This is a genomic window from Pseudomonas sp. PDM31, assembly GCF_019218965.1.
Taxonomy (GTDB): Bacteria; Pseudomonadota; Gammaproteobacteria; order Pseudomonadales; family Pseudomonadaceae; genus Aquipseudomonas.
The window spans coordinates 260,842-285,595 of record NZ_JAHUWS010000005.1 but is presented as its reverse complement, the minus strand read 5'-3'; the positions used below and the strand labels follow the sequence as shown (position 1 = coordinate 285,595).

General features: G+C 59.9%; 18 protein-coding genes. 9 read left to right on the top strand and 9 right to left on the bottom strand.

All coding sequences use genetic code 11. The features are described 5' to 3' along the window. Positions 1–3 precede the first annotated feature (3 nt). On the bottom strand, positions 4–1,428 hold the full coding sequence (ccoN, locus tag KW839_RS12345) for a cytochrome-c oxidase, cbb3-type subunit I (RefSeq protein ID WP_218424497.1): 1,425 nt from the start codon (positions 1,426–1,428) through the stop codon (positions 4–6). A 95-nt stretch (positions 1,429–1,523) separates the two neighbouring features. Between ccoN and KW839_RS12340 the strand changes: the two genes are divergently transcribed. Further along, complete coding sequence (locus KW839_RS12340) at positions 1,524–2,198, top strand: alpha/beta fold hydrolase (protein WP_256352633.1); 675 nt, start codon at positions 1,524–1,526, stop codon at positions 2,196–2,198. Between the two features lie 139 nt (positions 2,199–2,337). Here the strand turns inward: KW839_RS12340 and KW839_RS12335 are convergent, their stop codons facing one another. The 4 genes from KW839_RS12335 to acnA all read right to left on the bottom strand — a co-directional run bounded on the left by KW839_RS12335 (position 2,338) and on the right by acnA (position 8,529). Further along, positions 2,338–2,790 carry a hypothetical protein gene (locus KW839_RS12335; RefSeq protein WP_218424496.1) on the bottom strand — a complete coding sequence of 151 codons (453 nt, stop codon included), beginning with the start codon at positions 2,788–2,790 and terminating at the stop codon, positions 2,338–2,340. 393 nt (positions 2,791–3,183) lie between these two features. Then, positions 3,184–4,749, bottom strand: coding sequence for a PAS domain-containing methyl-accepting chemotaxis protein (locus KW839_RS12330; protein ID WP_060539765.1), 1,566 nt, complete (start codon positions 4,747–4,749; stop codon positions 3,184–3,186). A 103-nt stretch (positions 4,750–4,852) separates the two neighbouring features. After that, positions 4,853–5,644, bottom strand: coding sequence for a CPBP family intramembrane glutamic endopeptidase (locus KW839_RS12325; protein WP_218424495.1), 792 nt, complete (start codon positions 5,642–5,644; stop codon positions 4,853–4,855). 143 nt (positions 5,645–5,787) lie between these two features. Further along, positions 5,788–8,529, bottom strand: coding sequence for an aconitate hydratase AcnA (gene acnA, locus KW839_RS12320; protein WP_218424494.1), 2,742 nt, complete (start codon positions 8,527–8,529; stop codon positions 5,788–5,790). Between the two features lie 223 nt (positions 8,530–8,752). On the opposite strand from acnA, the gene rlmM reads away from it, so the two are divergent. Both rlmM and tusA read left to right on the top strand, forming a co-directional pair. After that, positions 8,753–9,826 carry a 23S rRNA (cytidine(2498)-2'-O)-methyltransferase RlmM gene (gene rlmM / locus KW839_RS12315; protein WP_218424493.1) on the top strand — a complete coding sequence of 358 codons (1,074 nt, stop codon included), beginning with the start codon at positions 8,753–8,755 and terminating at the stop codon, positions 9,824–9,826. A gap of 217 nt (positions 9,827–10,043) precedes the next feature. After that, a complete protein-coding gene (gene tusA, locus KW839_RS12310) occupies positions 10,044–10,295 on the top strand; it encodes a sulfurtransferase TusA (protein WP_060539761.1) in 252 nt (83 codons plus the stop codon). A 47-nt stretch (positions 10,296–10,342) separates the two neighbouring features. On the opposite strand, the gene KW839_RS12305 is transcribed toward tusA, so the two are convergent. Continuing rightward, positions 10,343–11,752 carry an MATE family efflux transporter gene (locus KW839_RS12305; protein WP_218424492.1) on the bottom strand — a complete coding sequence of 470 codons (1,410 nt, stop codon included), beginning with the start codon at positions 11,750–11,752 and terminating at the stop codon, positions 10,343–10,345. Positions 11,753–11,927: 175 nt separating this feature from the next. Between KW839_RS12305 and pdxB the strand changes: the two genes are divergently transcribed. Beyond that, on the top strand, positions 11,928–13,070 hold the full coding sequence (gene pdxB / locus KW839_RS12300) for a 4-phosphoerythronate dehydrogenase PdxB (protein WP_218424491.1): 1,143 nt from the start codon (positions 11,928–11,930) through the stop codon (positions 13,068–13,070). A gap of 62 nt (positions 13,071–13,132) precedes the next feature. Here pdxB and KW839_RS12295 read toward each other — a convergent pair whose 3' ends face one another. After that, complete coding sequence (locus KW839_RS12295; protein WP_060540158.1) at positions 13,133–13,312, bottom strand: PA1571 family protein; 180 nt, start codon at positions 13,310–13,312, stop codon at positions 13,133–13,135. A gap of 245 nt (positions 13,313–13,557) precedes the next feature. Here KW839_RS12295 and KW839_RS12290 point away from each other — a divergent pair, with 245 nt between their 5' ends. After that, on the top strand, positions 13,558–15,348 hold the full coding sequence (locus tag KW839_RS12290) for an ABC transporter transmembrane domain-containing protein (RefSeq protein WP_218424490.1): 1,791 nt from the start codon (positions 13,558–13,560) through the stop codon (positions 15,346–15,348). A 111-nt stretch (positions 15,349–15,459) separates the two neighbouring features. Here KW839_RS12290 and KW839_RS12285 read toward each other — a convergent pair whose 3' ends face one another. After that, a complete protein-coding gene (locus tag KW839_RS12285) occupies positions 15,460–17,388 on the bottom strand; it encodes a transglycosylase SLT domain-containing protein (RefSeq protein WP_060540157.1) in 1,929 nt (642 codons plus the stop codon). A gap of 213 nt (positions 17,389–17,601) precedes the next feature. Here KW839_RS12285 and KW839_RS12280 point away from each other — a divergent pair, with 213 nt between their 5' ends. Beyond that, positions 17,602–19,521, top strand: a complete 1,920-nt coding sequence (locus tag KW839_RS12280; protein ID WP_218424489.1) for an ATP-binding cassette domain-containing protein — start codon at positions 17,602–17,604, stop codon at positions 19,519–19,521. Between the two features lie 191 nt (positions 19,522–19,712). Here KW839_RS12280 and KW839_RS12275 read toward each other — a convergent pair whose 3' ends face one another. Beyond that, positions 19,713–20,153 (bottom strand): universal stress protein, encoded by a 441-nt coding sequence (locus KW839_RS12275; RefSeq protein WP_060540155.1) that lies wholly within the window; start codon positions 20,151–20,153, stop codon positions 19,713–19,715. 105 nt (positions 20,154–20,258) lie between these two features. Here KW839_RS12275 and KW839_RS12270 point away from each other — a divergent pair, with 105 nt between their 5' ends. The 3 genes from KW839_RS12270 (at position 20,259) to fadA (ending at position 24,665) form a co-directional block, all read left to right on the top strand. Continuing rightward, positions 20,259–20,696: a hypothetical protein gene (locus KW839_RS12270; RefSeq protein ID WP_060540154.1), complete on the top strand. Its 438-nt coding sequence runs from the start codon at positions 20,259–20,261 to the stop codon at positions 20,694–20,696. A gap of 616 nt (positions 20,697–21,312) precedes the next feature. Next, entirely contained in the window at positions 21,313–23,460 is a 2,148-nt protein-coding gene (gene fadB, locus KW839_RS12265; protein WP_060540153.1) for a fatty acid oxidation complex subunit alpha FadB, read from the top strand. Positions 23,461–23,489: 29 nt separating this feature from the next. Further along, positions 23,490–24,665, top strand: a complete 1,176-nt coding sequence (gene fadA / locus KW839_RS12260) for an acetyl-CoA C-acyltransferase FadA (protein WP_060540152.1) — start codon at positions 23,490–23,492, stop codon at positions 24,663–24,665. Positions 24,666–24,754: the final 89 nt, after the last annotated feature.

Genomic DNA, 24,754 nt, shown 5'->3' with positions numbered 1-24,754 from the left:
TCCTCAGGCCATCTGCGCGGCAGCGGCGACGTCGGCAGGCTGGGAGGCCCGCACGGTGCGCCAGGTGTTGTAGGCCATCAGGAACATGCCGCTGAGGAAGATCGCGCCGCCCACCAGCCGCACGACGAAGCCTGGGTGGCTGGCCACCAGGGTTTCGACGAAGGAGTAGGTCAGCGTGCCGTCCTCGTTCACCGCACGCCACATCAGGCCCTGGGCAATGCCGTTGACCCACATCGAGGCGATGTACAGCACGGTGCCGATGGTCGCGAGCCAGAAGTGCGCGTTGATCAGGCCAATGCTGTGCATCTGCGTGCGGCCGAAGACTTTCGGGATCATGTGGTACAGCGCGCCGATGGAAATCATCGCTACCCAGCCCAAGGCGCCGGCGTGTACGTGGCCGATGGTCCAGTCGGTGTAGTGGGAGAGGGCGTTGACGGTCTTGATCGCCATCATCGGCCCTTCGAAGGTCGACATGCCGTAGAACGCCAGCGATACCACGAGGAAGCGCAGGATCGGGTCGCTGCGCAACTTATGCCAGGCACCCGACAGGGTCATCATGCCGTTGATCATGCCGCCCCAGCTTGGAGCCAGCAGGATCAGCGACATCACCATGCCCAGCGATTGCGCCCAGTCCGGCAGCGCGGTGTAGTGCAGGTGGTGGGGACCTGCCCAGATGTACAGGGTGATCAGTGCCCAGAAGTGCACGATCGACAGGCGATAGGAATACACCGGGCGTTCGGCCTGTTTCGGCACGAAGTAATACATCATCCCGAGGAAACCGGCAGTGAGGAAAAAGCCCACGGCGTTGTGTCCGTACCACCATTGCACCATGGCGTCGGTGGCACCGGCGTATACCGAGTAAGACTTGGTGAAACTCACCGGCAACTCAATATTGTTGACGATGTGCAGGATTGCCACGGTGACGATGAACGCGCCGAAGAACCAGTTGCCCACATAGATGTGTTTGGTCTTGCGCTGCATGATCGTGCCGAAGAACACGATCGCGTAGGCGACCCAGACAATGGTGATGAGGATATCGATCGGCCATTCCAGCTCGGCGTATTCCTTGGACGTGGTGTAACCGAGCGGCAGGGTGATCGCCGCCAACAGGATGACCAGCTGCCAGCCCCAGAAGCAGAACGCAGCGATTTTTGGCGCGAACAGTTGCGCCTGGCATGTGCGCTGTACCGAATAGAATGAACTGGCGAACAGCGCGCAACCGCCGAACGCGAAGATCACCGCGTTGGTGTGCAGCGGGCGTAAACGGCCGAAGCTGGTCCATGGCAGATTGAAGTTGAGTTCGGGCCAGACCAACTGGGCGGCGAGAAAAACTCCGAGCCCCATGCCGACGATGCCCCACACCACCGTCATAATGGCGAATTGGCGGACCACCTTGTAGTTGTAGGCGGTACTGATAGAAGTGTTCATGGTTCCCCATCCACGGTTCAGCCGAAGTGATCGCGCTCGCGCAATGCAGTGCACCCTTCGCCTGGAGTTATAGGCAGACTAAAAGCGAGGCAAGCATGGACAAAGAGCACAAGGCCAGTATTGACGGGGATCAATGGGCGCAGTGCGTGCGCGATCATGGATGGTTGTGGAATGCCGCTGCAGCGCCGGCCTCGGCTACGCTTATTCTCGCCCATGGCGCCGGCGCACCGATGGACAGTGACTGGATGAGCGACATGGCTGCGCGCCTTGCCGCGCATGGCGTCAACGTGTTGCGCTTCGAGTTTCCCTACATGGCTCAGCGGCGTGTCGATGGCGGTAAACGCCCGCCGAACCCGGCAGCGAAACTGCTGGAGTGCTGGCGCGAGGTGTATGCCCAGGTGCGACGTCATGTCGCCGGGCGTCTGGCCATTGGCGGCAAGTCCATGGGCGGGCGGATGGCCAGTTTGCTGGCGGATGAGTTGGGCGCTGATGCCCTGGTGTGCCTGGGGTATCCGTTTTATGCAGTGGGCAAGCCGGAGAAGCCGCGGGTCGAGCATCTGGCCGGCTTGCAGACGCGGACGTTGATTGTGCAGGGTGAACGGGATGCGCTGGGCAATCGGGAGGCGGTCGGGGGTTATTCGTTATCGCCAAGTATCGAGGTGATGTGGCTGGTGGCGGGGGATCATGATTTGAAGCCGTTGAAGGCTTCGGGGTTTAGTCATGAGCAGCATTTGGCGACAGCAGCGCAGTCTTTAGCTCAGTTCCTTTAAATAGTTATGACTGAACAGTTGGCAGTCACGCTTTTTCATTGAAATGCTCGAGCTTCCCTGGTCCAAGTCGAGTAGGGAAGCGTCGAGCGACGTACTGCTGATATTGCTAATGATTCAGATCTTTATAATGAAATACTATTTACTGCTGTAATGTCAGGTTGAATTTCCCTGTTATGGAAACTCGACGCTTTTTGAAATCTGCAATGAAATTTCCTTCAGCTGTTCCCTTTCTTGGGTCGAGCCGGACAGTCAGCTCTACGTTGTTGGCTTGATCGCTGCCGATTACATCAAAGCCCGGAAAAGGAGGTAGCCAGTATTGATGGAAAGATTCCAGGCCCTGTCCGTCCCCGAGCTTGTAGGTGCGCTCGAATAACTCCTCGCCGTTGTAAGGGATCAACAATGTGACTGAGAAGTTGTTTTCGCTTGAATAGGATCCTGTCCGACCTGTGAAGCTCCAGGAGGTGCGGCCCCCATCTATCGTAAATAGGGAACTCTGCGCAGTAATCAGTTCGCCATTGCGCATCCATTGGAAATTGTCGCCTGGTGGCTGGATACATTTTCCATTGCTTGCCAAAAAAAAATGCGTACTCATACTGAAGTCCTTTTTATGATTGAAAGACAATTCCAGCAAGTCAGCTGGTTTCTTTTTATGTGCTTTACGTTGCGGAATGTCTACTGTAAAACTTGTCAGCTTGACAGACTCATGTAGGTGTGGTTTTTCTTGTTTGCGAATGGGTCGGCGTAGTTGTCATGCGGTTGTAGGTAGCGTTTGCGGGACTTGAAAGTAGTTGTCGCCAGCAATCACGGCGCGTTATTCGGTCAGACTCGCTCCCGCATTGGGCAAATAGTAAAATGGGTTTGGTGCCTGATGAATATTTGTGAAAACCTGCTCGCCACAGTGGTCTGTCGGACATCATTGGTTTTAAGCCGCAAATAAAAAACCCGGAAGCTTGCGCCATCCGGGTTCTTTGTCCCTTCAGACCTATCAGCGGTTAAACCGCTCCACCAGCGAATATTGGGTATTCGCCGTCTTGGTCAGCTCTTCACTCAACAACGCGGAGTTCTGTGCCTGCTCCGAGGTCTGGTCCGCGAGGTCGGAAATGTTGCTGATGTTGCGGCTGATTTCCTCGGCCACGGCACTTTGCTCTTCGGTCGCGGCGGCAATCTGGGTGGTCATGTCGGTGATGTTGGCCACCGCTTCGCTGATCCCCACCAGTGCCTGGTCCGCTTCGAGCACCCGCGCCACACCTTCTTCCGCCTGGCGATGCCCGGCTTCCATGGTCTGTACGGCGGTGCCGGCGGTTTGCTGGAGCTTGGCGATCAGGGCGTGAATCTGCCCGGTCGACTCGCTGGTGCGTTGCGCCAGCTGGCGGACTTCATCGGCCACCACGGCAAAACCGCGTCCCATCTCGCCGGCACGGGCCGCTTCGATGGCCGCGTTCAGTGCCAACAGGTTGGTCTGGTCAGCGATGCCCTTGATCACGTCGACCACGCCGCCGATTTCATTGCTGTCCTTGGCCAACTGGGTCACGGTCACGCCAGTTTCACCGACCACCACCGACAGGCGCTGGATGGCTTCGCGGGTTTCCCCGGCAATTTCGCGACCACGACCGGTCAGGCGATTGGCTTCCTGCGTTGCATCGGCCGTGCGTTGCACGTGGCTGGCGACTTCCTGGGTGGTCGCGGCCATCTGGTTGACGGCGGTGGCCACTTGCTCGGTCTCCACCCGTTGACGCTCAAGGCCGGTGGAACTGTTGTGCGCCAGGGCGTCGGACTGTCTGGCCTGGTCGTTCAGGTGTTCGGCGGTGTCCTGCAGGCGGGTCAGGCAAGTTTTCAGACGGGCTTCCTGACTGAGGATCGACATCTCCAGGCGCGCCTGGGCGCCACGGCTGTCGGTGTACATCCGGGCGATCAGCGGGTCGGAGGTGGTTTGTTCGGCCAGGTGCAGCAAGCGCTTGAGACCACGCTGTTGCCAGCTCAAGCCCAGCAAACCCAATGGCACCGAGAGGCCGGCAGCCAGGGCAAAGCCCCAATGGGAATTGAGTGACGCACCGATCATGAAGCTCAGTTGGCTGACCAGAATGAACGGCAGCCAGTCTTGCAGGATCGGCAGCCATTTATCGCTGGAAGGAATGGCCGACTTGCCCTGGTTGATGCGTTGGTAGAGCGCTTCGGCACGGCGGATCTGTTCGGCGGTGGGCTTGACCCGCACCGACTCGTAACCGATCACCTGATTGCCTTCGAAGATCGGTGTGACGTAGGCGTTAACCCAGTAGTGGTCACCGTTCTTGCAGCGATTCTTGACAATGCCCATCCATGGCAAGCCTTGTTTGAGGGTGCCCCACATGTGCGTGAAGACCGCGGCCGGCACGTCGGGATGACGAACCAGGTTGTGCGGTGCACGCATCAGTTCTTCCCGGGAGAAGCCGCTGATTTCGACAAAGGCGTCGTTGCAGTAGCTGATCACGCCCTTGGCATCAGTGGTGGAAATCAACCGTTGCTGAGCCGGGAAAGTCCGCTCGCGCTGGGTAATGGGCTGGTTGTTACGCATGGTTTATTAGTCCGCAAGGCTTTCAAGTGCTGTATCGGCAACCTCGGCGATTTAATGAGATTTTTTTCGAAAATCAGCGGTGCGTCGCAAAACGACCCTTGCGTCAGCTCGCGAGCATCGGATAGGTGAACAGTGCGAAGTGCAACACATTCAAGCCGAAATGAGTGGCGATGGCCGCCGCCAGGCCGCCAAAACGGTAGGCCAGGCCATAGCCGACTCCCGCCAGACTCGCCAACAGCACCCAATGCCAGCCCGCTCCCGCATGCACCAGGCCGAACAGCAGGGATGCAAGAAGCAGGGCGAGGTTCTCGCCGTAGGCCAAATCTTTAAAGCATCGAGTCAGGCCGCCCTGGATATAGCCACGAAACAGAGCCTCTTCAACCAGGGTCACCAGCAACAGATTGTTGAGCAGCCACAACCAGGCGTGCTCCGGCCATTTTGGTGCCCATTCGATGACGCCCAGCAACAGCGCGCCACCCAGAGCCAGCACGGCGCTCAAGGTCAGGGCCAGCGCACTGGCATACAAGCCGCGTCGTAGCGAGCGGCGACTGATAATCCATGGGCAGGCCAGCAACAGCCAGAACCCGATCAGGGGTTTGTCCAGGTTCAGGTACATGGAAAACGGCACGGCATTGTCGGTGAAGCGCTGGGCAGGAATGACGCGACCATTGTAGAAACCGGGCAGCCAGTGCATCGCCAGGGCCAAGGCCAGAAAGATGAACAGGCCATGGCCGAGCCAGCGGCCGAACTGAAGTTGTTGTTGGCGCACGGCAAAGCCTGCGACCAACAGCAAAACCACGGAAATCGCCGCCAGCCAGCCGAGATGGCCGTACGCCAGGGCCATGCCATAGCCGAGGGAGAGCAGGGTCAGGCAGGTCCATGGCAGGGCAATCATTCAAAGTCCTTGGGTCAAAAACTGCGGTCGAGTTGATCTCACCGGGTTTGGTGAGTCTTCGCTTGCCCAGCAAAGGCGCGATTATAGAGCGGCCCACCCCAACAAAAACACCGCCCGAAGGCGGTGTTTGTGTCAGTGCAGGGTCAGGACGCAATCAACTGACGCAACACGTAGTGCAAAATCCCTCCCGACTTGAAGTACTCCACTTCATTAAGCGTATCGATCCGGCAAAGCACCTCGATTTTCTCGCGGCTGCCATCTGCACGGGTGATGACCAGGTTCAGGTTCATCCGTGGTGTCAGCTCGACGCCGGTCAGTCCCAGGATATCCAGGGACTCCTTGCCGGTCAGGTTCAGGCTCTTGCGATTCTGATCCAGCTTGAACTGCAACGGCAGCACGCCCATGCCCACCAGATTGGAGCGGTGGATACGTTCAAAACTCTCGGCAATGACTGCCTTTACACCGAGCAGGTTAGTGCCTTTGGCGGCCCAGTCGCGGCTCGATCCGGTGCCGTATTCCTGCCCGGCGATCACCACCAGCGGTGTGCCTGCCGCCTGATAACGCATGGCGGCATCGTAGATCGGCATTTTTTCCATGGTGGGAATATAAAAGGTGTTGCCGCCTTCCTCGCCACCGAGCATTTCGTTACGAATGCGGATGTTGGCAAAGGTGCCGCGCATCATCACTTCATGGTTGCCGCGCCGGGAGCCGTAGGAGTTGAAGTCCCGTGGTTCCACGCCTTTGTCGCGCAGATAGTGGCCCGCCGGGCTGTCGGCCTTGATGTTGCCGGCCGGAGAGATATGGTCAGTGGTCACCGAATCTCCCAGCAGGGCGAGGACGCGGGCACCGGCTACATCCTTGACCACTGGTGGCGGGCCACCGATGTCATCGAAGAAGGGCGGATGCTGGATGTAAGTCGAATCCGCCTGCCAGACGTAAGTGGCGGCTTGCGGCACTACGATCGCCTGCCACTGCTCGTCACCGGCAAACACTTCGGCGTACTCCTTGTGGAACATCGCTGTGTTGACGCGTGCCACCGCCTCGGCGATTTCCTGGCTGCTCGGCCATATGTCGCGCAAATAAACCAGCTTGCCGTTCTGGTCGGTACCCAGCGGCTCGCTGCTGAGGTCGATGCGCACAGTGCCCGCCAACGCATAGGCAACCACCAGTGGCGGGGAAGCCAGCCAGTTGGTTTTTACCAGGGGATGCACCCGGCCTTCGAAGTTGCGGTTTCCCGACAGCACTGAGGCCACTGTCAGGTCGGCTTGCTGGATGGCTTTTTCGATCGGTTCCGACAGGGGGCCGGAGTTGCCGATGCAGGTGGTACAGCCGTAACCCACCAGCGCGAAACCAAGCTGGTCGAGGTATTGCGTCAGCCCGGCCGCCTTGTAGTAGTCGGTGACCACTTTCGAGCCCGGGGCCAGGGAGCTTTTCACCCAGGGTTTGCGTTGTAGGCCTTTTTCCACTGCTTTTTTGGCCACCAGCCCGGCCGCCATCATCACGCTCGGGTTGGACGTGTTGGTGCAGGAGGTGATCGCGGCAATCACCACGGCGCCGTTTTTCAGCCGGTGGGTCTGGCCTTCAAATTCGTAGTCCGCCTCGCCCGCCATGTCCGCATTGCCCACTGCCACGCCGCCACCGCCTTCGCTTTCCAGGCGACCTTCTTCCTTGCTGGTGGGTTTGAGCTGGACGCCGAGGAAGTCGCTGAACGCTTGTGCGACATTCGGTAGCGCCACACGGTCCTGCGGGCGTTTCGGTCCGGCGAGGCTGGCCTCTACGCTGCCCATGTCCAGTTCCAGGCTGTCGGTGAACACCGGTTCCTTGCCCGGCAGGCGCCACAGGCCCTGAGCTTTACTGTAGGCCTCGACCAGTTTCACGGTCTCGATTGGGCGGCCGGACAGACGCAGGTACTCCAGTGTGATGTCGTCCACCGGGAAGAAACCGCAGGTTGCACCGTATTCCGGCGCCATGTTGGCGATGGTCGCGCGGTCGGCCAGCGGCAGGTCGGCAAGGCCGTCGCCGTAGAATTCGACGAATTTGCCCACCACACCTTTCTTGCGCAACATCTGGGTAACAGTCAGCACCAGGTCGGTGGCCGTGATGCCTTCCCTGAGTTTGCCGCTGAGCTTGAAGCCGATGACTTCCGGAATCAGCATCGATACCGGTTGCCCGAGCATGGCCGCTTCCGCTTCGATGCCGCCGACGCCCCAGCCGAGTACGCCGAGGCCGTTGATCATGGTGGTGTGGGAGTCGGTGCCGACCAGGGTGTCGGGGAAGGCATAGGTGCGGCCGCCCTCGTCCTTGGTCCAGACCGTGCGGCCGAGGTATTCCAGATTGACCTGGTGGCAGATCCCGGTGCCTGGTGGCACCACGCTGAAGTTGTCGAAGGCGCTCTGGCCCCAGCGCAGAAAGGCATAACGTTCGCCATTGCGCTGCATCTCAATGTCAACGTTCTGCTCGAAGGCGCTGCTGCTGGCGAACTTGTCGACCATCACCGAGTGGTCGATCACCAGGTCCACCGGCGACAGCGGGTTGATGCGCTGCGGATCACCGCCGGCCTTGGCCATTGCTGCACGCATGGCGGCCAGATCGACCACGGCCGGGACGCCGGTAAAGTCTTGCATCAGGACCCGCGCCGGGCGGTACTGGATCTCGCGGTCGGAGCGACGCTCCTTGAGCCATGCGGCGATGGCTTTGAGGTCGGCGCCGGTGACGGTTTTTTCGTCCTCCCAGCGCAGCAGGTTTTCCAGCAGCACTTTCAAGGACATCGGCAGCTTGTCCAGGTCACCAAGGCTCCTGGCAGCTTGCGGCAGGCTGAAATAGTGGTAAGTCTTGTCATCGACTTGCAGGGTTTCAAGGGTGTTCAGGCTATCGAGGGACGGCATTACGATCACTCCTTTGAGTCCGCACGGCTACGGACTGAGGGGACGGACAGAGCATTAAACCTAGCCCTGTTTTCATTAGCTGGCTAATAACTGGACTCTATCGACAAGTCCGGGGTTGCGAAGTCGGCTATCATGCGCGGGTTTTCGTGACAGGCTTTGCTTCAACGCAACGTCTGGGCATCGCGCAGCGGCGTAATTTATCGCCATCTGCCCAGGAGTAAGAATGAACACCCTCTTTATGCATTGCCGGCCGGGCTTCGAAGGCGAAGTCTGTTCCGAGATTTCCGACCTTGCCGCACGGCTGAATGTGGCCGGGTATGCCAAGGCCAAGACTGCCAGCGCCTGCGCCGAATTTGTCTGCACCGAAGAAGACGGCGCCGAGCGCCTGATGCGCGGTCAGCGTTTCGCCGAGCTGATCTTCCCGCGCCAATGGGCCCGGGGGATTTTCATCGATCTGCCGGAAACCGACCGTATCAGTGTAATCCTTGCGCACATGGCGGACTTCCCGCTGTGCGGCAGCCTGTGGCTGGAAATGGTCGATACCAACGACGGCAAGGAACTGTCGAACTTCTGCAAGAAGTTCGAAGTTCACCTGCGCAAGGCGCTGATGGCCGCCGGCAAACTGGTGGAAGATGCGCACAAACCGCGGCTGCTGCTGACCTTCAAAAGCGGCCGTGAAGTATTCATGGGCCTGGCCGAGTCGAACAACTCGGCGATGTGGCCGATGGGCATCCCGCGCCTGAAGTTTCCCCGCGAGGCACCGAGCCGCTCAACCTTGAAGCTGGAGGAGGCCTGGCACCACTTCATTCCACGGGATCAGTGGGACGAGCGCCTGCACGGCGACATGACCGGCGTCGACCTGGGTGCCGCCCCCGGTGGCTGGACCTGGCAACTGGTCAATCGCGGCATGCTGGTGACCGCCATCGACAACGGCCCGATGGCCGAAAGCCTGATGGACACCGGGCTGGTGCAACACTTGATGGCTGATGGTTTTACCTTCAAGCCCAAGCAGCCGGTGGACTGGATGGTTTGTGACATCGTCGAAAAACCTGCGCGTAACGCGGCGATGCTGGAAGAGTGGATTGGCGACGGGCATTGCCGCGAGGCAGTGGTCAACCTGAAACTGCCGATGAAGCAGCGCTATGCCGAAGTGAAGCGTTTGCTGGAACGGATTGCCGACGGCTTCAAGGCACGGGGCATCCGGGTCGAGATCGGCTGCAAGCAGCTGTATCACGACCGTGAAGAAGTGACCTGCCACTTGCGCCGCCTGGACGTGAAGAAGCCCAAATCCCGCTGATTCACACGGCTCCCTGTGGGAGAGCCTTTGTGGCGAGGGGGCTTGCCCCCGTTGGGCCGCGAAGCGGCCCCAAAACTGTTATGGGTCCAAAACTGCGATGGGACTACTGCGTAGTCCAACGGGGCGATGTGGCGTTCCGACAAGCCCCCTAGCCACGATACAGATGACCGAACACCCGGCTATGCGCGACAATGCCGGCAAGTTTCAGGAGTAAATCATGAGTGAAATGCTTGATACGCCGGTAGACGGCACCCTCGACGCCACCGGCCTCAACTGCCCGGAGCCGGTGATGATGCTGCACCAGCACATCCGTGACCTGGTGCCCGGCGGCCTGCTCAAGGTGATCGCCACCGATCCGTCGACCCGTCGCGATATCCCCAAGTTCTGCGTTTTTCTCGACCACGAGCTGATCGCGCAGCACGAAGAGGCAGGCACCTACCTCTACTGGATTCGCAAGAAGTCTGGGTAACGAAGCCAAAAAAAGGCCTGCATTTGCAGGCCTTTTTTTGTGTGCGCTCAACCCGCCGAATGGCTGATGCGGATCCGTTTTCGTGCACTGCGCGTCAGGCGAATAGACAGCATCAGCGCCGCGCAACTCAAGCCCACGATCAGTCCCTGCCACAGTCCGCTCGGGCCGCTCGGTGCGCCGAACCAGTCGGTCAAGCCCAGGGCGTAACCCACCGGCAAGCCGATCCCCCAGTAGGCAAACAGCGTCAGGATCATGGTCACCCGCGTGTCCTGATAACCACGCAGTGCGCCGGCGGCTGTCACCTGGATCGCATCGGAAAACTGGAACAGCGCCGAATACACGATCAGCATCGCCGCCACCTGGATCACCGTTGGATCGGCAGTGTAGATCGCGGCGATGTGCTCGCGCAGCAACAGCATCAGGCTCGCGGACAGGCAGGCATACGCCAGCGCCGTGCCCATGCCGACCCCGGCGGCGAAGCGTGCTTCGCGCGGTTGCTGACGGCCCAGGGCCTGGCCGACCCGAACGGTGACGGCCATGCCCAGGGAGTAGGGGATCATGAACACCAGCGAGCTGAAGTTCAGGGCGATCTGGTGTCCGGCGACTACAGTGGCACCAAGGCTGCCGATCAGCAGGGCAATCACGGCGAAGATGCTCGACTCGGCAAACACCGCAATCCCGATCGGCAGACCGATCCCCAGCAAGCGCTTGATCACCGACCATTGCGGCCAGTCGAAGCGGCTGAACAATTGGCTCGACTGATAGGCCGGTGCCCAGCGCTCCCAGCCGGCCATGCCCAGGGCCATCACCCACATCACGATGGCGGTGGCCCAACCGCAGCCAACGCCGCCCATGGCCGGGACGCCGAAGTGGCCGTAGATGAAGATGTAATTGAGGGGAATGTTCAAGGCCAGGCCGCACAGGCCCAGCACCATCGCCGGCCGGGTGCGGCCCAGGCCGTCACTGAAACAGCGCAGCACATGATAGAACGCGACGGCAGGCAAGCCACTGGCAATGCCATGCAGGTATTGCATGCATGGGCCGATCAGTTCGGGATCGACCTTCATGACGTGCAGGATCGGTTCGGCGCTGAACAGTGCGCCGGTCGCCAGCAGGCCGACGACCAGTGCCAGCCACAGTGCCTGACGTACGATCGGGCCGATTTCACTGTGGGTGCCGGCACCGAAGCGCTGGGCAACTTTTGGTGTGGTCGCCAGCAAGGTGCCGGTCATCAGCAGGAACACCGGCACCCAGATCGAGTTGCCCAGGGCCACGGCAGCGAGGTCACGTGGCCCAACCCGGCCGGCCATCACCGCATCGACGAAGCCCATGGCGGTGGTCGCCAGTTGCGCGATCATGATCGGCAGGGCCAGGCCGAGCAGATTCTTCAGCTCAAGGCGTACCCGGGCCGGGCGAGAAAGGGAGAGGGCGGCAGGGCGGTCAGTCACGGAATTCAAAGGCGAAACGTCCAAGGGGTGCTAAGTACAGTCGCGCATTCTACGCCTTGACGCAGTAGTCAGGAAAAGACAGTGTTACCTATTTGTAATCTCCCGAAATTGCAGCCGCAGCACAGAGGGATAGGCGCTGGAGGGTATCTACGCCTACACTGCCGATCCGCCCAAGGAGCCTGCCATGCTGATTGTTGCCGACGAAAACATCCCCCTGCTCGATGCCTTCTTTGAAGGCTTCGGTGAAATCCGCCGGGTACCGGGTCGCTCCATCGATCGTGCTACCGTCGAACAGGCCGATGTACTGCTGGTGCGTTCGGTCACCAACGTCAACCGCGCATTGCTCGAAGGCAGCAAGGTGCGTTTTGTCGGCACCTGCACCATCGGCACCGACCACCTGGACCTGGAGTACTTCCATCAGGCCGGCATCACCTGGTCCAGCGCCCCGGGCTGCAATGCCCGCGGGGTGGTTGACTACGTGCTCGGCAGCCTGCTGACCCTGGCCGAGATAGAGGGCGCCGACCTGACACAACGCACCTACGGCGTGGTCGGTGCCGGACAAGTGGGCGGGCGGCTGGTCAACGTCCTGCAAGGCCTGGGCTGGAAGGTGCTGGTCTGCGACCCGCCCCGGCAAGTTGCTGAAGGTGGCGATTACGTCAGCCTTGAGCGGATCATCGAAGAATGCGACGTCATCAGCCTGCACACGCCGTTGAGCAAGCGAGGCGCGCAGCCGACCTGGCATCTGTTTGACGAAAAACGCCTGAAGCAGCTCAAGCCAGGCGCCTGGCTGATCAACGCCAGTCGTGGTCCGGTGGTGAACAACGCAGCGCTGCGCGAAGTGCTGCTGGAGCGCGAAGACCTCCAGGCGGTGCTGGATGTCTGGGAAGGCGAACCGGAAGTCGATGTTGCCCTGGCTGATCTGTGCGTGCTGGCGACACCGCACATTGCCGGTTACAGCCTCGATGGCAAGCAGCGCGGGACTGCGCAGATCTATCAGGCGTATTGCCAGTTTCTCGGACAACCGGCCGTGGTCAGCTTGAGCGATTTATTGCCGGCACCCTGGCTGGCGCACGTGACCCTGAACGCACAAACCGATCCGGCCTGGGCCCTGGCGACGTTGTGCCGTGGTGTGTACGACCCGCGCCGCGACGATGCGGATTTTCGTCGCAGCCTTGTCGGCAGTGTCAGCGAGCAGCGTGCGGCATTCGATGTGCTGCGCAAGAACTATCCGCCGCGTCGTGAGATCGACGGATTGCAGGTGCGGATCGAGGGCGACTCAGCGGCGTTGCGGCAAATAGTGGCAGCCCTTGGCTCAACAGCGGTCTGATACACCACTGGGCATAAAAAACCCGGCCAACAACGGGCCGGGTCAAGAAGACGGTGGCTACATCACTTTTGTTCGGCAGGCTTGACCAATCGGTCTTCCAGTTCGCGGCAGGCGCACTGGATCATTGCTTCAGTGATCGGTACCTCGCGGCCCTGTTCGTCGATAATCGAGCAACCCAGAGACTGGTCTGGCTGCGTGCGGATCACTTGAATCTTGTCATCGCTGCTGTTTTGCAAGGACATGGCCTGTCTCCTCTTCAGGTGTGTGCCTACTTTAAAGCCGTCAGGTGACCGGGCTATGACAACTCCCTGCGGTCTTTCCGAAACGGCGTTACCAGTCCACCAGAAATGCCATCATCTGGCTACTCGAACTTTAGACCATTAGCGTCTAGTCACTAGTCTTGCCGGTCATAATTAACCTGACGCATTGTGATTTACAAAGTTCCTCGGCCAACGAGCGTGTAGGCTGACCTTAATGACCTCCGTGGATGATTGCGATGCTCTCTGCCCGTCAACGCCGTGCGATTCGCCTGGCCAGTCGTTTCCTCGTCCCGTACCGCTGGCAGGCCCTGGGTGCCTTGCTCGCGTTGATCGTCACCGCTGCAATCACCTTGTCCATGGGGCAGGGGATTCGCCTGTTGGTGGACCAGGGTTTCATGACCCAGTCGCCACACCTGCTCAACCAGTCCATCGGTCTGTTCCTGTTGCTGGTGATGGGGCTGGCGGTCGGCACCTTTGCGCGTTTTTACCTGGTGTCGTGGATCGGCGAGCGTTGCGTCGCTGACATCCGGCGCCAGGTGTTCAACCATTTGATCTACCTGCACCCGGGTTTTTATGAAGACAACCGCAGCTCGGAGATCCAGTCACGCTTGACCGCCGATACCACGCTGCTGCAATCGGTTATCGGTTCTTCGTTGTCGCTGTTCCTGCGCAATCTGCTGATGGTGCTGGGCGGGATAGTGCTGCTGTTTGTGACCAACCCCAAGCTCACCAGTATCGTGGTGGTGGCTTTGCCATTGGTGATCGCGCCGATCCTGATTTTCGGGCGCCGGGTGCGCAACCTGTCGCGCCTGAGCCAGGACCGGATTGCCGACATCGGCAGCTACGTCTCGGAAACCCTGGGCCAGATCAAAACCGTGCAGGCCTACAACCATCAGGCGCAGGACGAGCGGCGCTTCGCCAGGACCGTGGAAGATGCCTTCGACACCGCGCGCAAACGCATCTTTCAGCGCGCCTGGCTGATCACCCTGGTGATCGTGCTGGTGCTCGGTGCGGTCGGGGTGATGCTCTGGGTCGGCGGCATGGACGTGATCGCCGGGCGGATTTCCGCAGGCGAGCTGGCGGCGTTTGTCTTCTATAGCCTGATCGTCGGCAGTGCATTCGGCACATTGAGCGAGGTGATAGGGGAATTGCAGCGTGCGGCCGGGGCCGCCGAGCGGATCGCCGAGTTGCTGCGCTCGGAAAACATCATCCAGCCGCCAGCTACCGGGGCAGTGGCGCTACCGGAGCGAGTCCGGGGCAATCTGCAGCTGCAAGCGGTGCGCTTTTCTTACCCGTCACGTCCTGAAAGCTATGCCGTCGATGGTTTGAGCCTTTCGATCAATGCCGGCGAAACCCTCGCACTGGTTGGTCCCTCCGGCGCCGGCAAGTCCACGGTGTACGATCTGCTGCTGCGTTTCTACGACCCCGCCGAGGGGTGCATCCTGCTCGATGGCGTGCCGCTGGTACAGCTCGACCCATTGGACTTGCGCCGCTGCTTCGCCCTGGTCTCGCAAAACCCGGCGCTATTTTTCGGCAGCATCGAAGAAAACATTCGTTACGGTAATCCGGCAGCAACCCCGGAGCAGGTCCGGGAAGCGGCGAAAATCGCCTATGCCCATGACTTCATCGAGGCCATGCCCAATGGCTACCAGACGCACCTGGGCGACGGCGGTCTGGGTTTGTCCGGCGGCCAGCGCCAGCGCCTGGCCATCGCCCGGGCTTTGTTAGTGGATGCACCGATCCTGTTGCTCGACGAAGCCACCAGCGCCCTCGATGCCCAGAGTGAACACCTGATCCAGCAAGCCCTGCCAAGCCTGATGAAAAACCGCACCACCCTGGTCATCGCCCACCGCCTGGCCACCGTGAAAAACGCCGACCGGATCGCGGTGATGGACCAAGGGAAACTGGTAGCGGTGGGCACGCACCTGGAGCTGATCGCCAGTAATGCGCTGTATGCGCGGTTGGCGGCGTTGCAGTTCAATGATGGCCAGGAAGTATTCGACCCAGTAATCGACTAAGTAGCGACCAAATGGATCAATAAAAAATGCCCGCATCTTTCAAATGCGGGCATTTTTACGGCTAGCGAGAACTGCTCGCAGCTTGTGGCTTAAAGCTTGCCGCTGCAGCTCTTACTGATCGTCGAAATACCGCTCATGCCAATCCACGATCGGTTGCGGTGAGTTGAGTTTCTGGCCGTAGATCACCGAATACGACAGCACGTTTTGCACGTACTGGCGGGTTTCGTCGAACGGGATGCTCTCCACCCACACGTCGAAGCTCAGGTGGTCTGCGCCGCGCAGCCACTGGCGCACGCGGCCGGGACCGGCGTTGTAGGCGGCGGAGGCGAGGACGCGGTTGCCGTTGAACTGGCTGTGCACCTGGCTCAAATAGGCGGCGCCGAGCTGAATGTTCTTGTCCGGGTTGAGCAACTGCTGTGGCGAGGAATAAGGAATGCTGAACTTGCGTGCGGTTTCCTTGGCGGTCGCGGGCATCAGCTGCATCAGGCCCGTTGCACCGACGCCGGAGCGAGCATCGTCCATGAAGGCGCTTTCCTGACGGGTGATGGCAAACGCCCAGCTCGGATGCAGTCCGCGATTCTTCGCTTCACGCACCAGGGTTTCGCGATGGGCCATGGGGAAACGGATGTCCAGGTCATCCCAGTATTGCGCCTGGCTGATGGTGCGGATCGCCGGGAAATACCATCTCAGGTCGTAGCCCAGTTTGGCCTGGGCGACCATTTCATCACGGCTGAAATGGCGGCTGACGTGGTACCACTCGCGGCGACCGTCGACGATCTGGCCGCGGGCGTGGAACTCCAGGGCTCGGCGGATGCCGGGTGTGTTGCGTACTTTATTGATGGTGGCCTGGCTGAGTGCCAGCGGCTTGTTGAGCAGCGAGTAGGGCGATTGCGAACGATCGGCCGCCATGAAGCCATAAAAGTCGCGCTCGCGGGCCAGGTTCTTGTACAGGCTCTGGGGTTCCGGGCTCTGTGGCTGCGCCAGCTCCAGGCTGCGGGCCTGCCAGTAGCGCCAGCGGTTGGCGGTGGCCAGGTCTTGCGGCACGCGGCGCGTCAACTGATAGGCCTCGTCCCAGCGCGCCAGGCGCAGCAGCAGGCGCAAGCGCCACTCGGACACCGTGTTGTCGCGCAGTTCCGGATCGTACTGGGTCATGAGGTTCAGTGCCCGACCGTCGAACCGTTTGGCGAGGGTCAGCCCGATTTCCCGGGCGATCGCGACTTTTTCATCCCGGGAGAAATGCATGCTGCTGGCATAGCCGTCGAGCAGGTTCATGGCCCGGTCCGGATCCTGGCGGGCCAGGCGGCGCAGGCCGAGGCTGACCACGTCAGACATGGGTTCATCGGCCGGAGTGAAACGCGAAGGCTGGTTGAGCATTTCCGGTTTCTGCGCCACGTCGATCAGCAAGCGACCGCGCGGGGCGAGGGTGGTCAAGCCGTTGGTCAGGCTGTTTGCCAGCGGATAGTTGCGTGCCTGGGCGGCAAGCTTGACGCGCTCCCAGCGTTTTTGCTCGGTCAACTGGCCATCGGCAGCCCACATGGCGAACAGCGTGTCGCAGGCCTCGGGCTGCGATTTGCCTGTCAGCCAGAGCTTGTTGGCGTTGGCGTAACCTTCGGACTTGAGGTTATGGCTGATCTGGTACTGCGCATTCAGGCAGTCCAGTTCGGTGAAGTTCATTTTCGGGTCGTAATACTTGACGAAGGTCGCCCAGTCGCCACGGTCGGCCAGCCAGCGCAACCAGCGCAGCTTCATCCAGTTGGCTTGCGGCAGATCGCCATGTTCGGCGAGGAATTTCTCGATTTCGGCGTTGCTCGCGGTTTTCAGGCGAGCGGTCAGCTCGTCATAGGCCAGATAGGGCTCCAGCGGATAATCGGCCAGGGCCTGGTTGTAGCGAAAGTACGGGCCGGAGTCGCCCTTGGCCAGGGCGCGCTTGGCTTCATCGTAATACTGGCGTTGGGTGGAAATATCCACGGCCTGTACGGATTGAACGGCAGCGGCAGAAAGAACAAAGCAGGATAAGAGACTGAAAAGGCGACTGCGCATGAGACATCCGGGCAGAGAAATCATGACAAGTGCGGGTCAGGCCCCCACTGAATTATCTGTAGCTTAGCCTTTTGCCAGCAACGCGCGAAAGCTTTGCCGGCGTCACGGCATCAGTTAGCAACATTTGTCATGCAGAGTGCTACGAGAATGAAATTGCCGGCCTTCTGACGCCCCAAGTCAGGTAGAATGCGCGCCCGGTTTTTGGAGAAGCTCATGACCCTGCTCAAATTCAGCGATGTGTCCCTTGCTTTCGGCGCTATGCCGTTGTTGGACAAGGTGTCCTGGCAGATCGCCCGTGGTGAGCGGGTGTGCATCATCGGCCGCAACGGCACTGGCAAGTCCAGCATGATGAAGCTCGTCAAGGGCGACCAGAAGCCCGATGACGGCTCTGTCTGGCGTGCACCCGGGCTCAAGATCGGCGAATTGCCGCAAGAATTGCCGGTGGCCGACGAGCGGACAGTGTTCGACGTGGTTGCCGAAGGCCTGGACGGCGTCGGTGCCTTGCTTGCCGAATATCACCACCTGAGCCAGAACTGCGTCACCGATGCCGACCTGGACAAGCTGATGCACGTTCAGCACGACCTCGAAGCCCGTGATGGCTGGCGCTTGCAGACCCTGGTCGACAGCACCCTGAGCCGCCTGCAGTTGCCGGCGGACAAGACCCTCGCCGAATTGTCCGGTGGCTGGCGTCGTCGCGTGCTGCTGGCCCAGGCCCTGGTGTCCGAGCCGGACCTGCTGTTGCTCGATGAGCCGACCAACCACCTGGACATCGGTGCAATCGCCTGGCTTGAAGAAGCACTGAAGGATTTCCAGGGCGCCGTGCTGTTCATCACGCACGACCGTTCTTTCCTGCAGAACCTGGCGACCCGCATCCTCGAACTGGATCGCGGCGGCCTGATCGACTGGAATGGCGATTACGCCAGTTTCCTCGTGCACAAAGAAGCCGAACTGGCGGCGGAAGCCACCGCCAATGCCCTGTTCGACAAGCGCCTGGCCCAGGAAGAAGTGTGGATTCGCCAGGGCATCAAGGCCCGTCGCACCCGTAACGAGGGCCGCGTGCGTGCCCTCAAAGCCTTGCGCGTGGAGCGCAGCGAGCGTCGTGAGCGTACCGGCAAGGCCAATATCCAGCTGGAAACCGCCGACAAGTCCGGCAAGCAGGTGATGGTCCTCGAGAATGTGAGCTTCGCTCACCCGGGTGGCCCGTTCCTGATCAAGGATTTCTCGATGGTGCTGCAGCGCGGTGACCGTATCGGCCTGCTCGGCGCCAACGGTACCGGCAAGACCACGCTGCTCAAGCTGATGCTCAGCGGCCTGCAGCCAACCAGCGGCAAGGTGGAAGAGGGCACGAAGATCGATGTGGCCTACTTCGACCAGTTGCGCCACCAGCTGGATCTGGAAAAGACCGTGATCGACAACGTCGCCGAAGGTCGCGACTTCATCGATATCGACGGCCAGAGCCGCCATGTGCTGAGCTACCTCGGCGACTTCCTGTTCAGCCCGCAGCGTGCGCGCACGCCGGTCAAGGCGCTGTCTGGTGGTGAACGCGCTCGTCTGCTGCTGGCCAAGCTGTTCAGCAAGCCGGCGAACCTGCTGGTGCTCGACGAACCGACCAACGACCTCGACGTTGAAACCCTGGAGCTGCTCGAAGAAGTCCTGCTGACCTTCAACGGCACCGTGCTGATGGTCAGCCACGACCGGGCATTCCTCGACAACGTGGTCACCAGCACCCTGGTCTTCGAAGGTGAAGGCAAGGTTCGCGAATATGTCGGTGGCTATCAGGACTGGCTGCGTCAGGGCGGTTCACCACGCCTGCTGGGTGTGACCGAAAGCAAGTCCGGCAAGGCCGACCTCAATTCGGCAGTGGTCAAGGCCGAGCCTGCGCCAGTCGCGGCGGCAGTCGAGACACCCGTGGCGAAGAAGAAGCTCAGCTACAAGTTGCAGCGTGAACTGGAAGCGCTGCCGGGGCAGATCGAAGCCATGGAACAGCAGATTGCCGCCGTTGAGGCGCAGATGGCCGATGCCGATTTCTACCTGCGTCCGGCTGCCGAGACGGCTGCGGTGATCGCTCAGCTGGAACAGTTGCAGGCTGAACTCGACGTGATGGTCGAGCGCTGGGCCGAGCTGGATGCCTGATTGATCGCGCAATAAAAAAGCCCGGCGTTCAGTGATGAACGCCGGGCTTTTCATATGCAATGCGATCTGCGGATTATCGCAGATTCCATGTGGGAGCGGGCTTGCTCGCGAAGGCGGTTTAACATTCAACGAATGTGTCGACTGTCACACCGCTTTCGCGAGCAAGCCCGCTCCCACAATGATTTGTATTGTCAGCTTTTGTTTTGCAGGCGTACAGCGAGGACATCGCAAGGGGCGCCATGCAACACGTCGTTGGCGGTGGAGCCTAGCAGCAGTGCCAGGCCATGCCGGCCATGGCTGCCCACCACGATCAGGTCACAGGTCTGTTCCTTGGCCAGATGGTGAATCTCCTGGCGTGGCTGGCCGTAGGTCAGGTGGCTGTATTCCCGGGTAAGCTCCGGATACTTCACGATCAGCCGGTCAAGGCGCTCTTTGGCCTGATCGAACTGCTGTTGTTGCAGTTGTGACAGGTCCATTGGCACATCACCGCCAAAGGCCATGGCCATTGGCTCGACAATGTGCACCAGCGACAGCTTCGCACCGCTACTTACCGACAGTTCGCGAGCGCGGTGGATTACAGGATCGCACTCTTCGGTTAGATCTACAGCGACCAGAATGTGGTTGTAGGGCATGAGGTGCTCCTCCTGAGGGATTGCAATATTGGTAAGTATGGCTGGTTTCAAGCGCATTGGTTCCAAAGTGACCCAATGTGCCCATCAAGAATCGGGAGTACAGATATGACGGTCTGGATAGTGCTGTCAATCCTGCTGGTGGTGCTGAGTCCACTGGCATGGTTGCGCCCGTCCCGTGCCCAGAGTGGCCGGATAGCCCTGCGCATGGAGGCCCGACGCATCGGCCTGGCCATGCAATTGGCGCCTCAGGAGTGGCCGCACTGGCTCAGCCAGGAGCCGCCAAGCCCGTGTGCGCAGTACCATCGCCCGCGCCGGGGCAGTCAGCCTGCGTGCTGGAGTTACTGGCAGAAATCGCCAGGTGTCTGGGTCAATCAGTGGCAGGAAATCTGCGAAGATCCGGCGTTACTCAATCATTTCGAAAAATTGCCAGGCAATGTCTACAAGGTCGAGGCGGACAGGCAGATGATCGCTTTGTACTGGGGCGAGAAGGGCGAAGCCGAGGTATTGCAACAGATCGACGCCACCTTGAAGGCGCTCGCCTGAACTCCCTCCTGCAGACGCTGGCGTAGGCGCGAGCATGCTCGCGAAAAACCAGAGAACGCCTCGGGGCGTCAGGTTTGCCGCGTCATCGTTGACCACCATCGCCAGCATGCTGGCTCCTGCAGGAGTCGGGCAAAAAAAAGCCCGACAGTATCATCGGGCCGGTTTGGCCAGGCAGGCCGGTAAATCGGTTCGGGCTGAATTTGCATCAGGCATTGCCAAAAAGCATTCATGTTTATCCCGCTTTTCGCCAGCGTAGCTCGTTAAACGCGGCCTGCAGGGAATTAGGGCGACTTTTCTAACAATTGATCCTATGAATGCGTTCACATGCTTCGGCGTGTTTAAGGCCTCGTAGTACGGAAATGACCGTAAAGTCGCGCTCCATCCCCTGTTTCAGGCGATTGACAATTGTCGGAAATTCCGTGAAGGTGACGTACCCAAATCAAACGGGCGTATGAATTGAGCGTTTGTTTTACAGATCGCTCCTACAGAATCCCGAATATCGCGTTGGCGGGTGTGTCGGGGGAATGGGCGTAGCATCGACGGAAACCGTCCCTGCCGAACCATTCGCCTGCGTCCGACGTGTACTGTTCAGCTTCCATATCGTGGAGATCAGTTGATGATTTACGAAGGTAAAGCCATCACGGTTAAGGCTCTTGAAAGTGGCATCGTCGAACTGAAGTTCGACCTCAAGGGTGAGTCCGTCAACAAGTTCAACCGTCTAACCCTGAACGAACTGCGTCAGGCCGTGGACGCCATCAAGGCAGATAATTCGATCAAGGGTGTGATCGTCAGCAGCGGCAAGGACGTGTTCATCGTCGGTGCCGACATCACTGAATTTGTCGACAACTTCAAGCTGCCGGATGCAGAGCTGGTTGCTGGCAACCTCGAAGCCAACAAGATTTTCAGCGATTTCGAAGACCTCAACGTGCCGACCGTAGCGGCCATCAACGGCATCGCGTTGGGTGGCGGCCTGGAAATGTGCCTGGCGGCGGACTACCGCGTCATGTCCACCAAGGCCAAGATCGGTCTGCCGGAAGTCAAGCTGGGCATCTACCCGGGCTTCGGCGGTACCGTGCGTCTGCCGCGCCTGATCGGTGCCGACAACGCCATCGAGTGGATTGCCGCTGGCAAGGAAAACCGTCCTGAAGACGCGCTGAAAGTCGGTGCCGTCGATGCAGTGGTTGCTCCTGAGAAATTGCAAGATGCTGCCCTGGAACTGATCAAGCGCGCCATTTCCGGTGAGTTCGACTTCAAGGCCAAGCGTCAGCCCAAGCTTGAGAAACTCAAGCTGAACGCTATCGAACAAATGATGGCCTTCGAAACCGCCAAAGGTTTCGTGGCCGGTCAGGCTGGCCCGAACTACCCGGCGCCGGTTGAAGCGATCAAGACCATCCAGAAAGCTGCGAACTTCGGTCGTGACAAGGCGCTGGAAGTCGAAGCTGCCGGTTTCGTCAAACTGGCCAAGACCTCTGCTGCACAAAGCCTGGTCGGTCTGTTCCTGAACGATCAGGAGCTGAAGAAAAAGGCCAAGGCCTACGACGAAATCGCCAAGGACGTGAAGCAGGCCGCCGTACTGGGCGCCGGCATCATGGGTGGCGGCATCGCCTACCAGTCGGCTTCCAAAGGCACGCCGATCCTGATGAAGGACATCAACGAGCACGGTATCGAGCAGGGGCTGGCCGAAGCCGCCAAACTGCTGGTTGGCCGCGTTGAAAAAGGCCGCATGACCGCCGCAAAAATGGCCGAAGTACTCAACGGCATTCGTCCTACCTTGTCCTACGGTGATTTCGGTCACGTCGACCTGGTGGTTGAAGCTGTCGTCGAGAACCCAAAGGTCAAGCAAGCCGTTCTGGCCGAAGTCGAAGACCAGGTCAAAGAGGACACTATCCTCGCCTCGAACACCTCGACCATTTCCATCACCTTGCTGGCCAAAAACCTCAAGCGTCCGGAAAACTTCGTCGGCATGCACTTCTTCAACCCGGTGCACATGATGCCGCTGGTTGAGGTCATCCGTGGCGAGAAGTCCAGCGAGCTGGCGATTGCCACCACCGTTGCCTACGCCAAGAAAATGGGCAAGAACCCGATCGTCGTCAACGACTGCCCGGGCTTCCTGGTCAACCGCGTCCTGTTCCCGTACTTCGGCGGTTTCGCCAAGCTGGTCAGCGCCGGTGTGGACTTCGTGCGTATCGACAAAGTCATGGAAAAATTCGGCTGGCCTATGGGCCCGGCCTACCTGATGGACGTGGTCGGCATCGACACCGGCCACCACGGCCGTGACGTAATGGCTGAAGGTTTCCCTGATCGCATGAAAGATGACCGTCGTACGGCCATCGACGTGCTCTACGAAGCCAAGCGCCTGGGCCAGAAGAACGGCAAGGGCTTCTACGCCTACGAGACCGACAAGAAAGGCAAGCAGAAGAAAGTCGCCGACCCGGCGGTACTGGAAGTGCTCAAGCCAATCGTCTACGAGCAGCGCGAAGTCACTGACGAAGACATCATCAACTGGATGATGATCCCGCTGTGCCTGGAAACCGTGCGTTGCCTTGAAGACGGCATTGTCGAAACCGCTGCCGAAGCCGACATGGGTCTGGTCTACGGTATTGGTTTCCCTCCATTCCGTGGCGGTGCGCTGCGCTACATCGATTCGATCGGTGTTGCCCAGTTCGTTGCCCTGGCTGACCAGTACGCTGATTTGGGCGCGCTGTACCACCCGACCGCGAAGCTGCGTGAAATGGCCAAGAACGGCCAGAGCTTCTTCGGTTAAGTGCCCCCAACTAGAGTGAGAGTGAACTTATGAGCTTGAATCCTAGAGACGTCGTGATTGTCGACTTCGGTCGTACTCCGATGGGCCGCTCCAAGGGCGGCATGCACCGCAACACCCGCGCCGAAGACATGTCGGCGCACCTGATCAGCAAATTGCTGGAACGCAACGTCAAGGTCGACCCGAACGAAGTCGAAGACGTGATCTGGGGCTGCGTGAACCAGACCCTGGAACAGGGCTGGAACATCGCCCGCATGGCGTCCCTGATGACCCAGATCCCGCACACCTCGGCCGGCCAGACCGTCAGCCGCCTGTGTGGTTCGTCCATGAGTGCCCTGCACACTGCCGCGCAAGCGATCATGACCGGCAACGGTGACGTGTTCGTTGTCGGCGGCGTCGAGCACATGGGCCACGTGAGCATGATGCACGGTGTCGATCCGAACCCGCACATGTCGCTGCACGCGGCGAAAGCCTCGGGCATGATGGGCCTGACCGCGGAAATGCTCGGCAAGATGCACGGCATCACCCGCGAGCAACAGGACGCTTTCGGTTTGCGCTCCCACCAACTCGCCCACAAGGCGACCGTGGAAGGCAAATTCAAAGACGAAATCATCCCGATGCAGGGTTACGACGAGAACGGTTTCCTGAAAACCTTCGACTACGACGAAACCATTCGTCCGGAGACCACTCTGGAAAGCCTGGCAGCGTTGAAGCCAGCGTTCAATCCAAAGGGCGGCACCGTGACAGCCGGTACTTCGTCGCAGATCACTGATGGTGCCTCGTGCATGATCGTGATGTCGGCGCAGCGTGCACAGGACCTGGGGATCCAGCCTATGGCGGTGATTCGCTCGATGGCAGTGGCAGGTGTGGACCCGGCGATCATGGGCTATGGTCCAGTACCGGCCACACAAAAAGCATTGAAGCGTGCGGGTCTTGGTATTTCCGATATCGACTTCTTCGAGCTCAACGAAGCTTTCGCCGCACAGGCCCTGCCAGTGCTGAAAGATCTGAAAGTACTCGACAAGATGAACGAGAAGGTTAACCTGCACGGCGGCGCGATTGCCCTGGGTCACCCGTTCGGTTGCTCCGGTGCGCGTATCTCGGGCACTTTGCTCAACGTGATGAAGCAAAATGGCGGCACCTTTGGGGTAGCCACCATGTGCATTGGTCTCGGCCAAGGCATCTCCACCGTCTTCGAACGCGTTTAAGCGTCTCGTTGATGGAAGCCGGGGCCAAGTGCCCCGGTTTTTGTTTTTCCGGATTTATTTTTGTTTTTATTTTGAAAAAAATTGAGTGA

Bases quoted from the DNA above. Each gene is read 5' to 3' on its own strand.
- rlmM (WP_218424493.1), top strand. From the start codon at position 8,753: ATGAACACCCTCTTTATGCATTGCCGGCCGGGCTTCGAAGGCGAAGTC.
- KW839_RS12325 (WP_218424495.1), bottom strand. From the start codon at position 5,644: ATGATTGCCCTGCCATGGACCTGCCTGACCCTGCTCTCCCTCGGCTAT.
- acnA (WP_218424494.1), bottom strand. From the start codon at position 8,529: ATGCCGTCCCTCGATAGCCTGAACACCCTTGAAACCCTGCAAGTCGAT.
- KW839_RS12335 (WP_218424496.1), bottom strand. From the start codon at position 2,790: ATGAGTACGCATTTTTTTTTGGCAAGCAATGGAAAATGTATCCAGCCA.
- tusA (WP_060539761.1), top strand. From the start codon at position 10,044: ATGAGTGAAATGCTTGATACGCCGGTAGACGGCACCCTCGACGCCACC.
- KW839_RS12295 (WP_060540158.1), bottom strand. From the start codon at position 13,312: ATGTCCTTGCAAAACAGCAGCGATGACAAGATTCAAGTGATCCGCACG.
- KW839_RS12330 (WP_060539765.1), bottom strand. From the start codon at position 4,749: ATGCGTAACAACCAGCCCATTACCCAGCGCGAGCGGACTTTCCCGGCT.
- KW839_RS12270 (WP_060540154.1), top strand. From the start codon at position 20,259: ATGACGGTCTGGATAGTGCTGTCAATCCTGCTGGTGGTGCTGAGTCCA.
- KW839_RS12280 (WP_218424489.1), top strand. From the start codon at position 17,602: ATGACCCTGCTCAAATTCAGCGATGTGTCCCTTGCTTTCGGCGCTATG.
- ccoN (WP_218424497.1), bottom strand. From the start codon at position 1,428: ATGAACACTTCTATCAGTACCGCCTACAACTACAAGGTGGTCCGCCAA.
- KW839_RS12285 (WP_060540157.1), bottom strand. From the start codon at position 17,388: ATGCGCAGTCGCCTTTTCAGTCTCTTATCCTGCTTTGTTCTTTCTGCC.
- KW839_RS12340 (WP_256352633.1), top strand. From the start codon at position 1,524: ATGGACAAAGAGCACAAGGCCAGTATTGACGGGGATCAATGGGCGCAG.
- fadB (WP_060540153.1), top strand. From the start codon at position 21,313: ATGATTTACGAAGGTAAAGCCATCACGGTTAAGGCTCTTGAAAGTGGC.
- KW839_RS12290 (WP_218424490.1), top strand. From the start codon at position 13,558: ATGATTGCGATGCTCTCTGCCCGTCAACGCCGTGCGATTCGCCTGGCC.
- KW839_RS12275 (WP_060540155.1), bottom strand. From the start codon at position 20,153: ATGCCCTACAACCACATTCTGGTCGCTGTAGATCTAACCGAAGAGTGC.
- fadA (WP_060540152.1), top strand. From the start codon at position 23,490: ATGAGCTTGAATCCTAGAGACGTCGTGATTGTCGACTTCGGTCGTACT.
- pdxB (WP_218424491.1), top strand. From the start codon at position 11,928: ATGCTGATTGTTGCCGACGAAAACATCCCCCTGCTCGATGCCTTCTTT.